The sequence below is a fragment of the Plantibacter flavus genome (assembly GCF_900177615.1).
GTDB lineage: Bacteria > Actinomycetota > Actinomycetes > Actinomycetales > Microbacteriaceae > Plantibacter > Plantibacter flavus.
Map to the genome: position 1 here is coordinate 1,174,645 of NZ_FXAP01000001.1, position 15,294 is coordinate 1,189,938.

Consider the following 15,294-nt stretch of genomic DNA (forward strand, 5'->3'; position numbering starts at 1 on the left):
CGGTGCCGGGCTCGTCAGCCGGTTGGCGCGTCCTTGATGAGGTTCGTGATGCGGATCGTGGAACACCGTCGTCCCTGCTCGTCGGTGACGGCGATCTCGTGCACGGTGAGCGAGCGACCGAGGTGGATCGGGGTGCAGACACCTGTCACGATGCCCTCGGTGGCGGACCTGGTGTGCGTCGCGTTGATGTCGATGCCGACCGCGAGTTTGCCCGGGCCCGCGAAGAGGTTGGCTGCCATGGAGCCGAGGGACTCGCCGAGCACGACGTACGCCCCACCGTGCAGCAGCATCGCGGGTTGGGTGTTGCCCTCGACGGGCATGGTGGCGACGGATCGCTGCACCGTGAACTCGGTGAACTCGATGCCCATCTTGGCGGCGAGTGCGCCGCTGCCCCTCGTCCGCAGGAACTCGAGTGCGTCGTCGGTCTCGTTCGTCATGTCCACCTTCGGATCGGGCCTGAGCCGTGTCGGCACCGGCTTGTAGGCTGGGCGCGTGTCGGAATCAGAAAAGCCTACCCTCCTCGTCGTCGACGGCCACTCGCTCGCATTCCGGGCGTTCTACGCCCTGCCGGTCGACAGCTTCCAAACCCGCGACGGTCAGCACACGAACGCCATCCACGGCTTCATCTCCATGCTGATCAGCCTGCTCAAGAACGAGAACCCGAGCCACATCGCCGTGGCGTTCGACATCTCGCGCCGTTCCTTCCGCACCCGCGAGTACCCCGAGTACAAGGGCACGCGCGGTGAGACCCCGGCGGAGTTCAAGGGACAGGTGCCGCTGCTCGAAGAGGCGCTCAAGGCGATGAACATCACGACGATCAGCAAAGAGGACTACGAGGCCGACGACATCCTCGCCACCCTGGCCAAGCAGGGCGCTGAGGACGGCTTCCGCGTGCTCGTCGTCTCCGGCGACCGCGACACCATCCAGCTCGTCACCGACGACGTCACCCTGCTGTACCCGTCGAGCCAGGGCGTCTCCGCGCTCACCCGGTACGACGGCGCCAAGGTCTTCGAGCGGTACGGCATCCGGCCCGAGCAGTATCCGGAGATCGCAGCGCTCGTCGGCGAGACGAGCGACAACCTCCCGGGCATCCCGAAGGTCGGCGAGAAGACCGCCGTGAAGTGGCTCAACCAGTTCGGCTCCCTCGAGCAGATCCTCGAGCGTGCCGACGAGATCACCGGCAAGGTGGGGGAGAGCCTCCGCGAGCACAAGGAGAACGCGGTCCGCAACCGCCGCCTCAACCGACTCCTCACCGACGTCGAACTGCCCGTCGGACCGAAGGACCTCGAACGCCGACCGATCGACGCGGACGCGGTGGCGGCCGTCTTCGGGCGGCTCGAGTTCCGCACGCTGCTCGATCGGGTCCTCAAACTCGACGGACTCGAGGCCAACACGGATGTGTCCGCACCGCAGGCCGGCGGCGTGGTCATGCCACCGCAGAAGGAGCTGCTCGACGAAGAGCTCGAGGCGTGGATCACCCGTGCCGTCGCCGCACATCCCGCCGGGATCGGTCTCCACCTCGACCTCGACGGAGGCCTCCCGGTCGCAGCCGGCCTCGCGACCCCCACGGAGATCGTCTCGCTCGCCTGGCGTCCCGGTGAAGCCGACTACGCCCCGCTCGAAGCGTGGTTGGCGAGCGACGCCCCGAAGATCATGCACGACGCCAAGCCACAGCTCCAGGCGGTCACGCGCGCCGGCCTGACGGTCGAAGGACTCGGCTACGACACCGCGGTCGCCGGTTGGCTCCTGCGTCCGAGCGGCGGCGACAAGACCATCGCCGACCTCATCACGCGCTATCTCGACGAGACGATGCCCGTCGCCGACCCGAACCAGCTCGTCCCCGAGACCGACCCCGTGGGTGCCGGCGGCACCGCCTGGTACGCCCTCCGTGTCGCCGAGGCCACCCGCACGGCACTCGACGCCGGATCGCTCGGCGTGCTGCTCGACATGGAGCTGCCGGTCCTCCAGGTGCTGGCCCACATGGAGCTGACCGGCGTGACGGTCGACCACGGCATCCTGAGCGGCCTGTCCGAGCAGCTCGGCAACCGGGCCGCGGAGCTCGCGAGCAACGCCTATGCGGAGATCGGCCGAGAGGTCAACCTCGGATCACCGAAGCAGCTGCAGGAGGTCCTCTTCGACCAGCTCGCCATGCCGAAGACACGCGCCAACAAGACGGGCTTCTCGACCGACGCCGGCGCCCTGGCCGATCTCCAGGAGAAGAGCCCGCACCCGTTCCTCGGGCTCCTCCTCGAGCACCGCGATGCGACGAAGCTCCGCCAGATCGTGGAGACGCTCGACAAGGCGATCACGCCCGACGGCCGCATCCACACGACGTACGTGCAGATCGGGACCAGCACCGGCCGGATCTCCTCGACCGACCCGAACCTGCAGAACATCCCCGTGCGCACCGAGGAAGGACGCCGCATCCGCGCCGCCTTCCAGGCCGGCTCCGGGTACGAGACCCTGCTGACCGCCGACTACTCGCAGATCGAGATGCGGATCATGGCGCACCTCTCCGGCGATGCCGGCCTCATCGAGGCGTTCAAGTCCGGCGAGGACCTCCACCGCTTCGTCGGCGCACGCATCTTCGGCGTCGCCGCCGAGGACGTCACGCCCGCGATGCGCAACAAGGTGAAGGCGATGTCGTACGGACTCGCCTACGGCCTGAGCGCGTTCGGGCTCTCGAAGCAGCTGCGGATCTCGAGCGCTGAGGCGAAGCAGCTCATGATCGACTACTTCGAGCGCTTCGGTGCGGTCCGCGACTACCTGCGCAACGTCGTCGAGCAGGCGAAACTCGACGGCTACACCGAGACGATCTTCGGTCGTCGCAGACTCTTCCCCGAACTCTCGAGCCCCAATCGACTGGTCCGGGAGAACGCTGAACGCCAGGCGCTGAACGCCCCGATCCAGGGTTCGGCCGCCGACATCATGAAGCGCGCCATGATCGGCATCGAGTCCGAGCTGCGGTCCGAGTCCCTCAGCTCGCAGATGATGCTGCAGGTGCACGACGAACTGATCTTCGAGGTCGCCGAGGGGGAGTGGGACGCCCTGGAGCGCATCGTGCGAGCACAGATGGCGGGTGCCGCCGAACTGTCGGTACCGCTGGAGGTCCAGATCGGCCGCGGCCACGATTGGGACGCCGCAGCCCACTGAGCGCCCCGCAGGTCCGTACCCCGGCGCCGGACGGGTGCGGACTAGGCTCGACGTCATGTCCCACGAAGAACCTCGTCAGAGCACACCGATCGACGCCATCGCCGAGAGCTGGGTGGAGACCCTCGTTCAGCTGAAGCCGGAGGTCGGTACCTACATCGGCCGCACGGACGTCGGCGGACGGTACGGCGACTACTCGCCGGCAGGCCACGAGGCGTACATCGAAGCCGCGTCGCGCACGCTTCGCGAGCTGCGGTCGGCCGCACCGGTCGACGCCGTCGACCGCGTCACCCAGACCGACCTCTCGGCGGAACTGGAGCTCGACCTCGCCTCGTCGGAGGCCGGTCTCCAGTACCGCGACCTCAACGTGATCGCGTCGCCGTCGCAGGAGCTGCGCGACGTCTTCGATCTGATGCCGACCGCGACGGTCGAGGACTGGAGCACGATCCGGACCCGCCTCGGCGCGTTGCCGGACGCGGTCGACGGGTACATCGAGACCCTGCGCGAGGGCGTCGCCCGGGGGATCACCCCGGCGCGTCGCCAGGTGACCGAGGTCTACGAGCAGGTCCTCCGCACCGGCGCCGACGACGGGTTCTTCATCGGCTTCGCCGCCAACGCGGGTCCGGCGGACGGCCAGCTCCCGGCGTCCCTCGCCGCCGAACTCTCGACGGGTGCCGGCGCCGCAGCCGTCGCCTACAACCGCCTGGCGGACTTCCTCGCGCACGAACTGCTGCCTGCTGCAACCCAGGAGGACGCCATCGGCCGCGAACTCTACGCGCTGCAGTCCCGTCGCTTCCTCGGTGCGACGGTCGACCTCGACGAGAGCTACGAATGGGGCATCGAGGAACTGGCGCGCATGGTGTCGGAGCAGGAGGCGATCGCGAACGAGATCCTCCCCGGCGCGTCCGTCGAGGAGGCGGTCGCCTTCCTCGAACAGGATCCGGCGCGCAAGCTGCACGGCACCGACGCGCTCCAGCGGTGGATGCAGGAGACGAGTGATCGTGCGGTCGAGGAGCTGGGGCGCACGCATTTCGACATCCCGCAGGAGATCCGCGCGCTCGAGTGCATGATCGCGCCGACGCAGGAGGGCGGGATCTACTACACCGGCCCGACGGACGATTTCTCACGCCCTGGCCGCATGTGGTGGTCCGTCCCCGCCGGCGTCACCGAGTTCGACACGTGGCGTGAGCTCACGACCGTCTACCACGAGGGTGTGCCAGGACATCACCTGCAGATCGGGCAGGCCGTCGTCAACCGGAAGACGCTCAACCTCTGGCGTCGACAGCTCGCCGGCACCTCCGGCCACGCCGAGGGCTGGGCGCTCTACGCCGAGCGCCTGATGGAACAGCTCGGATACCTCGACGACCCGGCTGACCGCCTGGGCATGCTCGACGGTCAGCGGATGCGCGCGGCCCGCGTCGTCCTCGACATCGGCGTGCACCTCGGCAAGCCGCTGCCGGACGGCAGCGGGACCTGGACCGCCGAGTACGCCTTCGACTTCATGGGTCGCAACGTCAACATGTCGCCGGAGTTCGTCCGGTTCGAGGTCAACCGGTACCTCGGTTGGCCCGGCCAGGCGCCGTCCTACAAGATCGGCCAGCGCATCTGGGAACAGCTCCGCGACGACGCGGCCCGCCGCGCCGGAGACGGCTTCGACATCAAGGACTTCCACCGTCGGGCGCTCGACCTCGGGGGCGTCGGGCTCGACACGCTGCGGTCGGCGATGCTCGGATGACGACCGAACGGATCGTCGTCGCCGGCGCGTCCGGGTTCATCGGGCGTCGTCTGGTCGAGTCGTTCCAGGCCGACGGCGCCACCGTCTCCGTCATCGGGCGCGGTGCCGCCGACGCGCGGTGGGGTGACCACACGGGCATCGCCCGGCTGGTCGACGGCGCGGACCTCCTGGTCAACCTCGCTGGGAAGAGCGTGAACTGTCGCTACACCCCGTCGAACCGCGCCGAGATCCTCCGGTCCCGCGTGGACACGACGACGGAGCTGGCGCGGGCGGTGCGTGCAGCCGCCTCGCCTCCGCCGCTCTGGATCAATTCGTCGACCGCCACCATCTACCGCCATGCCGACGACCGCCCGATGACGGAGGCCGACGGCGAGATCGGTTCCGGGTTCTCCGTCGACGTCGCGACCGCCTGGGAGCAGGCGTTCTTCGCGGACGAACTGCCCGGGACACGACGGGTCGCCCTCCGCATCGCGATCGTCCTGGGCGACGGCGGAGCGCTCACGCCGCTCCGGTGGTTGGCGCGTCTCGGCCTCGGCGGACCGCAACTGGACGGTCACTGGCCCACTTCCCGATCGCGTCGTGCCGCCGGGACGGATCACCGGTTCGGGACGCCGGGCGGGCGGCAGCGGTTCAGCTGGATCCATCTGGACGACGTCGTCGGCATCGTCCGGTTCCTCCGTGGCCATCCCGAACTCGACGGCGTCGTCAACGTGACGTCACCGAACCCCACCGACAACCGCGGATTCATGCGGACCGTGCGGTACGTGCTCGGGATGCCGCTCGGCCTCCCCGCACCCCGCTGGTTGCTGGAGATCGGGATGTCCGTCCTGCGGACCGAGAGCGAGCTGGTCCTGAAGAGTCGCTGGGCGATGCCGGAGCGGTTGCTGCAGGCGGGCTACCGGTTCGAGCACCCGACGCTCGATCCAGCACTGCGGGACATCCTCTCCGACCGCGGCTTGCCTGCACACCCGGAAAATAGCTAGACTGGACTGTCACAATTGTGACGTCCTATCCGCCTGCCCGTCTCGCAGAGCGACACCGATCCCCGGATCGGTTCACACAACAGCATCGCTTCGATCAACGTCCGTGGTCATCCACGGGTCCGGAGCCGTGCGCGAGGCCGGCCTGAATCATTGTCCACCTGGAGCAATTACTACATGACAAGCGCAACGACCGCCCCCAAGCAGGTCGCAATCAACGACATCGGATCTGCTGAGGACTTCCTCGCAGCGGTCGAAAAGACTCTGAAGTTCTTCAACGACGGCGACCTCATCGAGGGCACCGTCGTGAAGATCGACCGCGACGAGGTCCTCCTCGACGTCGGCTACAAGACCGAGGGTGTCATCCCCTCGCGTGAACTCTCCATCAAGCACGACGTCGACCCCTCCGAGGTCGTCAACGTCGGCGACACGATCGAGGCTCTCGTTCTCCAGAAGGAGGACAAGGAAGGCCGTCTGATCCTGTCCAAGAAGCGCGCGCAGTACGAGCGTGCTTGGGGCGACGTGGAGAAGATCAAGGAATCCGACGGCGTCGTCACCGGTTCGGTCATCGAGGTCGTCAAGGGCGGCCTCATCGTCGACATCGGCCTCCGTGGCTTCCTCCCGGCTTCGCTCATCGAGCTGCGCCGCGTCCGCGACCTCACGCCGTACCTCGGCCAGGAGATCGAGGCGAAGATCCTCGAGCTCGACAAGAACCGCAACAACGTGGTCCTGTCGCGCCGTGCGCTCCTCGAGCAGACGCAGTCGGAGAGCCGCACCACCTTCCTCAACAACCTCCAGAAGGGACAGGTCCGCAAGGGCGTCGTCTCCTCGATCGTCAACTTCGGCGCGTTCGTCGACCTCGGCGGCGTCGACGGTCTCGTCCACGTCTCCGAGCTCAGCTGGAAGCACATCGAGCACGCCAGCGAGGTCGTCGAGGTCGGTCAGGAAGTCACCGTCGAGATCCTCGAGGTCGACCTGGACCGCGAGCGCGTCTCGCTGTCGCTCAAGGCGACCCAGGAGGACCCGTGGCAGGTCTTCGCCCGCACCCACGCCATCGGCCAGGTTGCACCGGGTAAGGTCACCAAGCTCGTCCCGTTCGGCGCGTTCGTCCGCGTCGCAGACGGCATCGAGGGCCTCGTGCACATCTCGGAGCTCTCCGGCAAGCACGTCGAGCTCGCCGAGCAGGTCGTTTCGGTCGGCGAAGAGGTCTTCGTCAAGGTCATCGACATCGACCTCGAGCGTCGCCGCATCTCGCTGAGCCTCAAGCAGGCCAACGAGGGTGTCGACCCCGAGGGCACCGAGTTCGACCCGGCCCTCTACGGCATGCTCACGGAGTACGACGAGCTCGGGAACTACAAGTACCCCGAGGGCTTCGACGCCGAGACGCAGGAGTGGAAGGAAGGCTTCGACGCCGAGCGCGAGAAGTGGGAGCAGGACTACGCTGCCGCCCAGGCTCGTTGGGAAGCGCACAAGAAGCAGGTCGCTGCCGCAGCCGTCGAAGAGGCCAACCAGGCTTCCTCGTCGACCGCGTCCTCGTCGGCCGGTTCCTCGTTCTCGAGCGACTCCGCCGGCGGCGGCACGCTCGCTGACGACGAGTCCCTCGCGGCCCTCCGCGAGAAGCTCTCGAGCAACTAGTCCCACCAGCACCGACCAGGGTCGGTGTCCAGCAGGGGGTCGCCTTCGGGCGGCCCCCTGCTGCGTTGGGCGGGGGCGCTCGTCGAAGGCGCTGCGCGCTCCGCGGGTACGCTGGCTGACATGTACCTCATCGGCCTCACCGGCGGGATCGCCTCCGGCAAATCGACCATCGCGGCCCGGCTCGCTGAACATGGTGCCGTCGTCATCGACGCGGACGTCCTCTCACGAGAGGCCGTCGAGCAGGGGACCCCGGGACTGGCCGCCATCGCGGAGCGCTTCGGTGCCGATGTGATCGGGCCCGACGGAGCACTCGACCGCGCGGCGCTCGGCTCCATCGTCTTCGCCGACGACCAGGCGCGTGCCGAACTCAACGCCATCGTGCACCCGGAGGTCAAACGGCGTTCGCAGGCCCGGATCACCGAAGCCTCGAGCGACGCCGGTGCCGTCGTCGTCTACGACGTCCCGCTGCTCGTCGAGACCGGCCGCGCCGACGAGTTCGACCTCGTGGTCGTCGCCGCGGCTCCGGAGGGGGAGCGCGCCCGTCGGCTCGTCGACCTCCGCGGGCTGGACCGGGGCGAGGCGGAACGACGGATCGCAGCCCAGGCGACCGAGGAGCAGCGCGCCGCCGTCGCCGACGTGGTGATCGACACCGCCGGCTCGCTCGAGCACACCCTCAGCCAGGTCGACGCGGTCTGGCACCGCGCCGCCGCGGCCGCTGTACCGGCGCCCGACCGTCACGACGGCGCCTGAGCGCGTTACCCGCTCCGCTGTGGGCGAAGCGGGGCAGTGGTGTCGGTGGTCCTCCGTAGACTCGGAGCATGGAACCAACACGCGCCGTCCGCCCCTTCGAGGTGATCAGCGAGTACGAGCCGAGCGGCGATCAGCCCGCCGCCATCGAGCAGCTGTCCGGGCGCATCAACGCCGGCGAGACCGACGTCGTCCTGTTGGGTGCAACGGGTACCGGCAAGTCCGCGACGACCGCCTGGCTCATCGAAGCCGTCCAGCGCCCGACGCTCGTCCTGGCGCACAACAAGACGCTCGCGGCCCAGCTGGCGAACGAGTTCCGCGAGCTCATGCCGAACAACGCGGTCGAGTACTTCGTCTCCTACTACGACTACTACCAGCCCGAGGCGTACGTCCCGCAGACCGACACCTTCATCGAGAAGGACTCGTCGATCAACGCCGAGGTGGAGCGACTGCGGCACTCGACCACCAACTCGCTGCTGAGCCGTCGCGACGTCATCGTCGTGTCGACCGTGTCGTGCATTTACGGTCTCGGTGCGGCGGAGGAGTACCTGGAGGCGATGGCGGCGCTGCAGGTCGGGCAGAACATCGGGCGCGACCGCCTCATCCGCAAGTTCGTCGGCATGCAGTACAACCGCAACGACGTCGACTTCTCGCGCGGCAACTTCCGCGTGCGCGGCGACACCATCGAGATCATCCCGGTCTACGAAGAGCTGGCGATCCGCATCGAGTTCTTCGGCGACGAGATCGAGGCCCTCTACGCCCTGCACCCGCTCACCGGCGACGTCGTCAAGAAGCTCGACGCGGTGTCGGTGTTCCCGGCCTCCCACTACGCCGCCAGCCCGCAGACGATCCAGCGCGCCATCGGCACCATCCAGGAGGAGCTGGCGGAGCGGCTCCAGTCGCTCGAACGCGAGGGCAAGCTCCTCGAGGCGCAGCGGCTCCGCATGCGCACCACCTTCGACCTCGAGATGATGCAGCAGATCGGCTTCTGCTCCGGTATCGAGAACTACTCGCGCCACATCGACGGCCGCTCGGCCGGTGAGGCACCGAACTGCCTCCTCGACTACTTCCCCGACGACTTCCTCACCGTCATCGACGAGTCGCATGTCACCGTCCCGCAGATCGGCGCGATGTTCGAGGGCGACGCCTCCCGCAAGCGCACCCTCGTCGAGCACGGATTCCGACTCCCGAGTGCGATGGACAACCGCCCGCTCCGGTGGGACGAGTTCAAGAACCGCGTCGGCCAGACGGTGTACCTCTCGGCGACGCCGGGCAAGTACGAGATGGGCATCGCGGACGGCATCGTCGAGCAGATCATCCGCCCGACCGGCCTCGTCGACCCGGCGATCATCGTCAAGCCCTCCAACGGCCAGATCGACGACCTCCTCGAGGAGATCCGGGTCCGCGCCGAGCGCGACGAACGCGTCCTCGTCACCACCCTCACCAAGAAGATGGCGGAGGAGCTCACCGACTTCCTGACCGAGGCCGGCGTGCGCGTCCGCTACCTGCACTCCGACGTCGACACCCTGCGGCGGGTCGAGCTGTTGAGCGAACTCCGGCAGGGCGTCTACGACGTCCTCATCGGCATCAACCTGCTGCGCGAGGGGCTCGACCTCCCGGAGGTCTCGCTCGTGGCGATCCTCGACGCCGACAAGGAGGGCTTCCTCCGCTCGTCGACCTCGCTCATCCAGACCATCGGTCGTGCCGCCCGCAACGTGTCCGGCGAGGTCCACATGTACGCCGACGTCCTGACCGACTCGATGAAGCGCGCGATCGAGGAGACGGACCGTCGCCGCGAGAAGCAGGTCGCCTACAACGAGGAGCGCGGGATCGATCCGCAGCCGCTGCGCAAGCGGATCGCCGACATCACCGAGGCGCTCGCCAGGGAAGGCGCGGACACCGCGGCACTGCTCGCCGGACGCGACAACGGCAAGAAGAAGAGCCCGACGCCGAACCTGCGTCGGGAGGGCATCGCCGCCGAGGGCGCGAACGACCTCGAGTCGATCATCGCCGACCTCAACGCCCAGATGCTGGCCGCCGCGGCGGAACTCAAGTTCGAACTCGCCGGCCGTCTCCGCGACGAGGTCTCCGAGCTCAAGCAGGAACTCCGACAGATGGCCAAGGCCGGGCACATCTAGTCCGCCGCTTCGCTGAGAGCGCAGTACCACAGACACCGCTCGGGAGTCCGGTGTCGGTGGTGCTGCGTAGACTCGAAGGGTGTCAATTGCCAAGGTAGATCACCACTCCACGCTCAGCGTCCGCGGTGCCCGCGTCCACAATCTTCAGAACGTCGACCTCGAGATCCCTCGCGACTCGCTCGTCGTCTTCACGGGTCTCTCGGGCTCGGGGAAGTCCTCACTCGCCTTCGACACGATCTTCGCCGAGGGCCAGCGACGCTACGTCGAGTCGCTCTCGGCGTACGCCCGCCAGTTCCTCGGTCAGGTCGACCGCCCGGACGTCGACTTCATCGAGGGCCTGAGCCCCGCGGTCTCGATCGACCAGAAGTCCACGAACCGCAACCCCCGGTCGACCGTCGGGACGATCACCGAGGTCTACGACTACATGCGGCTGCTCTGGGCGCGCATCGGCGTCCCGCACTGCCCGGTCTGCGGTGAGGTCATCCAGCGCCAGACGGTGCAGCAGATCGCCGACCAGCTGATGGAGCTCGAGGAGCGACGCCGCTACCAGATCGTCGCCCCCGTGGTGAGCCAGAAGAAGGGCGAGTTCGTCGACCTCTTCAAGGAGCTCTCGGCCAAGGGCTTCGCGCGCGCCATCGTCGACGGCGAGGCGATCCAGCTCGCGGAACCGCCGACCCTCAAGAAGCAGGTCAAGCACGACATCGCGGTCGTCGTCGACCGCCTCGTCGCCGGCCCCGAGATCCTCGGTCGCCTGACCGACTCCCTCGAGACGGCACTGCAGCTCACCGACGGTCTCGTGACGATCAACTTCGTCGACGAGGAGGGCGACGACGCCTGGCGCACCTTCTCCGAGAAGCTCTCCTGCCCGAACAACCACCCGCTGCAGCTGACCGAGATCGAGCCGCGGACGTTCTCGTTCAACGCCCCGTTCGGTGCCTGCCCGGAGTGCTCGGGTCTCGGCACGCGCATGTCGGTCGACGCGGAGCTGCTCCTCGGCGACGAGGAACTCAGCATCAACGAGGGCGTCATCGTCCCGTGGACCACCCAGGGCAAGGGGCTCTACCAGTACTACGAGAAGCTGCTCGACGGGCTGGCCCGCGACCTCGGCTTCTCGCTCGACACCCCCTGGCGCGACCTGCCGGCCTCGGTCCAGGAAGCGGTGCTCCGCGGCGACAACTTCAAGGTCAAGGTCAAGTGGAAGAACCGCTTCGGCCGCGAGATGAGCTACTCCTCGGGCTTCGAGGGCGTCATCCCGTACATCGAGCGTCAGTACCTCCAGGCCGACACCGACAGTCAGCGCGTGCGCTGGTCCGAGTACCTGCGCGAAGTCCCATGCCAGGTCTGCGGCGGTCGTCGCCTCAAGCCCGAGGTCCTCTCCGTCCTGATCCACGAGCACAACATCGCCGAGGTCGCCGAACTGAGCCTCTCCGACGCCCGCGCGTTCATGGACCGCCTTGAACTGAGCGACCGCGAGGCCCACATCGCCGCGCAGGTGCTGCGCGAGATCAAGGTCCGACTCGACTTCCTCATCCAGGTCGGACTCAACTACCTCGACCTGGCCCGGACCGCCGGCTCCCTCTCGGGCGGTGAGGCGCAGCGCATCCGCCTCGCGACGCAGATCGGCTCGGGACTCACCGGCGTGCTGTACGTCCTCGACGAACCGAGCATCGGCCTGCACCAGCGCGACAACCGCCGCCTCATCGAGACCCTCGTGGCTCTGCGCGACCTCGGCAACACGCTGATCGTCGTCGAGCACGACGAGGACACCATCCGCACCGCCGACTGGATCGTCGACATCGGTCCCGGCGCGGGCGTCAACGGCGGCCGTGTCGTGCACTCCGGATCGTACGAGGCGCTCGAGGCCAACACCGAGTCCCTCACCGGTGACTACCTCTCCGGCCGCAAGGCCATCGAGATCCCGGCGAAGCGTCGTCCGATCGACACGAAGCGTCAGATCCAGGTGATCGGAGCGCAGGCCAACAACCTGAAGAAGGTCAGCGCGGACTTCCCACTCGGAGTCCTCACCGCGGTCACCGGCGTGAGCGGCTCCGGGAAGTCCTCGCTCGTCAACGACGTCCTGTACCGGGTCCTGGCCAACAAGCTGAACGGCGCGCGCAAGCTGCCCGGCAAGCACACCAGGGTCACGGGTCTGGAGCACCTCGACAAGGTCGTCCACGTCGACCAGGCGCCCATCGGCCGTACCCCGCGCTCGAACCCCGCCACGTACACCGGCGTCTTCGACAAGATCCGGAACCTCTTCGCGGAGACGCAGGAGGCCAAGGTCCGCGGCTACCTCGCCGGTCGGTTCAGCTTCAACGTCAAGGGCGGCCGCTGTGAGGCCTGCTCGGGCGACGGCACGATCAAGATCGAGATGAACTTCCTGCCCGACGTCTACGTCGCCTGCGAGGTGTGCGGGGGAGCGCGGTACAACCGCGACACCCTGACGATCCACTACAAGGGCAAGAACATCGCCGAGGTCCTCGACATGCCGATCGCCGAAGCCGCCGACTTCTTCGAGCCGATCTCCTCGATCCACCGGTTCCTGAAGACCCTCGTCGAGGTCGGCCTGGGCTACGTCCGTCTCGGCCAGAGCGCCACGACGCTGTCCGGCGGCGAGGCCCAGCGCGTCAAGCTCGCGACGGAGCTGCAGCGGCGGAGCAACGGGCGCAGTGTCTACGTCCTCGACGAGCCGACCACGGGTCTGCACTTCGAAGACGTCCGGAAGCTGCTGCTCGTCCTCGGCGGGCTCGTCGACAAGGGCAACACGGTCATCGTGATCGAGCACAACCTCGATGTCATCAAGTCCGCCGACTGGCTCATCGACATGGGCCCGGAGGGTGGAGCCGGTGGCGGGACGGTCCTCGCCACCGGAACACCCGAGCACCTCGCGACGGTCCCCGGCAGCCACACGGGCTTCTTCCTGAACGAACTGTTCGAGGCAGAGGCCGGCGGCAGCCGCAAGGCGGGCTGACGTGGCGGCCGTCCGCGGCGGAAGTGGTCTGGCGTACCGGCCGAAGGCGGGGGAGATCCCCACCATGCCCGGTGTGTACCGCTTCAGCGACGACTCGGGCCGGGTGCTCTACGTCGGCAAGGCGATGAACCTCCGGGCGAGGCTCAGCAACTACTTCGCGCCCCTGCACACCCTCCACGAGCGCACGCGCCGCATGGTGACGACCGCGACCGGGGTCACCTGGACGACGGTCGGCAGCGACGTCGAGGCGCTGCAGCTCGAGTACACGTGGATCAAGGAGTACGACCCGCCGTTCAACGTCAAGTTCCGAGACGACAAGTCGTACCCGTACCTCGCGGTCACCCTCGGTGACGAGGCGCCGCGCGTCATGGTCACCCGGAACACCCGGATCCCGGGGGCCAAGTACTTCGGTCCGTACCCGAAGATCTGGGCCGTCCACGACACGGTCGACCTCATGATCAAGGTCTTCCCGATCCGCACCTGCTCCGACTCGGCGTACAAGCGGGCCATGGCCTCGGGGAAGCCCTGCTTCCCCGGGCAGATCGGACGGTGCGGCGGCCCGTGCTCCGGCAAGGTCACCATCGAGGAACACCGCGCGATCGTCGACGACTTCGTCTCGTTCATGGTCGGCAACGACCGCCGCTTCACGACGCGCATCACCGCCGACATGAAGGCCGCCGCGGCCCGCCAGGACTACGAGTCCGCCGCCGTCTACCGGGATCAGCTCCAGGCGCTCGACCAGGTGCTCGCGAAGAGCGCGGTCGTCCTGCGCGACGCCGTGGACGCCGACCTGTTCGGCATCGACCACGACGAGCTCGCCGCGTCGGTGCAGCAGTTCATCGTCCGTGGTGGCCGCATCCGCGGTGTGCGGTCGTGGACCGTCGACAAGGAGCTCGACATGTCGACCGCCGAGCTCGTCGACAGCGTCGTCCAACGGGTGTACGCCGCCGCGAGCGGGACCGAGGTCCCGCGAGAGGTACTCGTCCCGGAGCTGCCGGACGACGCCGAGAGCCTCGAGGACTGGCTGGCCGAGCGCCGCGGCTCGAAGGTCGCCCTCCGCGTCGCCCAGCGCGGCGAGAAGGCGACGCTCATGGAGACCGCGGTCGTCAACGCCAAGCAGGCCCTCATGCTCTACAAGACCCGGCGCAGCTCCGACTTCGTCGCCCGGACGCAGGCGCTCGAGGACATCCGCGATGCGCTCGGGATGCCCGAGGCGCCGCTGCGGATCGAGTGCTTCGACGTGTCTCATCTGAGCGGTACCAACATCGTGGCGTCGATGGTGGTCTTCGAGGACGGACTGTCCCGCAAGGACGAGTACCGCCGCTTCGGCGTCGCCGAGTCCACCGACGACACCGACTCGATCTACCAGGTCGTCTCCCGGCGACTCGCGCACCTCACGTCGTCCGAGCCCGTCGAGACGGTCGACGAGACCACGCAGGAGCGCAAGCGCCGGAAGTTCACCTATCCGCCGCAGCTCCTCATCGTCGACGGCGGGCAACCGCAGGTCGCCGCTGCCGCGCGTGCACTGGAGGAGTCCGGCCTGACCGGGATCACCCTGTGCGGACTGGCGAAGCGACTGGAGGAGATCTGGTTGCCCGACGACCCGTATCCGGTGATCCTGCCGCGGGGGAGCGAAGCCCTGTTCCTCCTCCAGCGGGTCCGCGACGAGGCGCACCGGTTCGCCATCAGTTTCCAGCGACAGAAGCGGAAGCGCGACATCTCGACCGTCCTCGGCGAGATCCCGGGGCTCGGACCGGCGAAGGTCCGCGAGCTGCTCAAGCACTTCGGATCCGTCGCCCGCTTGAAGACCGCGACGCCGGCCGAGATCACCGAGGTCAAGGGTATCGGCGACAAACTGGCCGCCACGGTGCACGAGGCGTTGACCTCCGGCTCCGCACAGCCCTCGCAGGCCTCGCGGAATGGGTAGGCTGGGACTTC

Annotated in this window: 9 protein-coding genes; 8 read left to right on the forward strand and 1 reads right to left on the reverse strand. The window is 68.1% G+C overall.

Features of this window, described 5'->3' with window-relative positions:
• Positions 1-14: 14 nt before the first annotated feature.
• Positions 15-437, reverse strand: a complete 423-nt coding sequence (locus B9Y95_RS05540) for a hotdog fold thioesterase (protein ID WP_079705949.1) — start codon at positions 435-437, stop codon at positions 15-17.
• A gap of 55 nt (positions 438-492) precedes the next feature.
• On the opposite strand from B9Y95_RS05540, the gene polA reads away from it, so the two are divergent.
• The 8 genes from polA (at position 493) to uvrC (ending at position 15,283) form a co-directional block, all read left to right on the forward strand.
• Complete coding sequence (polA, locus tag B9Y95_RS05545) at positions 493-3,153, forward strand: DNA polymerase I (RefSeq protein ID WP_085510901.1); 2,661 nt, start codon at positions 493-495, stop codon at positions 3,151-3,153.
• Positions 3,154-3,208: 55 nt separating this feature from the next.
• On the forward strand, positions 3,209-4,885 hold the full coding sequence (locus tag B9Y95_RS05550; RefSeq protein WP_085510902.1) for a DUF885 domain-containing protein: 1,677 nt from the start codon (positions 3,209-3,211) through the stop codon (positions 4,883-4,885).
• A complete protein-coding gene (locus B9Y95_RS05555) occupies positions 4,882-5,868 on the forward strand; it encodes an epimerase (protein ID WP_085510903.1) in 987 nt (328 codons plus the stop codon). The genes B9Y95_RS05550 and B9Y95_RS05555 overlap by 4 nt, the downstream gene beginning before the upstream one ends.
• A 174-nt stretch (positions 5,869-6,042) precedes the next feature.
• On the forward strand, positions 6,043-7,500 hold the full coding sequence (gene rpsA / locus B9Y95_RS05560) for a 30S ribosomal protein S1 (RefSeq protein ID WP_056005690.1): 1,458 nt from the start codon (positions 6,043-6,045) through the stop codon (positions 7,498-7,500).
• Positions 7,501-7,620: 120 nt separating this feature from the next.
• On the forward strand, positions 7,621-8,250 hold the full coding sequence (gene coaE, locus B9Y95_RS05565; protein WP_085510904.1) for a dephospho-CoA kinase: 630 nt from the start codon (positions 7,621-7,623) through the stop codon (positions 8,248-8,250).
• Between the two features lie 68 nt (positions 8,251-8,318).
• Complete coding sequence (gene uvrB / locus B9Y95_RS05570; RefSeq protein ID WP_056777426.1) at positions 8,319-10,385, forward strand: excinuclease ABC subunit UvrB; 2,067 nt, start codon at positions 8,319-8,321, stop codon at positions 10,383-10,385.
• Between the two features lie 79 nt (positions 10,386-10,464).
• A complete protein-coding gene (uvrA, locus tag B9Y95_RS05575) occupies positions 10,465-13,356 on the forward strand; it encodes an excinuclease ABC subunit UvrA (RefSeq protein ID WP_085510905.1) in 2,892 nt (963 codons plus the stop codon).
• 1 nt (position 13,357) lies between these two features.
• A complete protein-coding gene (gene uvrC / locus B9Y95_RS05580) occupies positions 13,358-15,283 on the forward strand; it encodes an excinuclease ABC subunit UvrC (protein ID WP_085510906.1) in 1,926 nt (641 codons plus the stop codon).
• Positions 15,284-15,294 lie beyond the last annotated feature (11 nt).

Coding starts and splice junctions, on each gene's coding strand:
- coaE (WP_085510904.1), top strand. CDS start 7,621: ATGTACCTCATCGGCCTCACCGGCGGGATCGCCTCCGGCAAATCGACC.
- rpsA (WP_056005690.1), top strand. CDS start 6,043: ATGACAAGCGCAACGACCGCCCCCAAGCAGGTCGCAATCAACGACATC.
- B9Y95_RS05550 (WP_085510902.1), top strand. CDS start 3,209: ATGTCCCACGAAGAACCTCGTCAGAGCACACCGATCGACGCCATCGCC.
- B9Y95_RS05540 (WP_079705949.1), bottom strand. CDS start 437: ATGACGAACGAGACCGACGACGCACTCGAGTTCCTGCGGACGAGGGGC.
- uvrB (WP_056777426.1), top strand. CDS start 8,319: ATGGAACCAACACGCGCCGTCCGCCCCTTCGAGGTGATCAGCGAGTAC.
- B9Y95_RS05555 (WP_085510903.1), top strand. CDS start 4,882: ATGACGACCGAACGGATCGTCGTCGCCGGCGCGTCCGGGTTCATCGGG.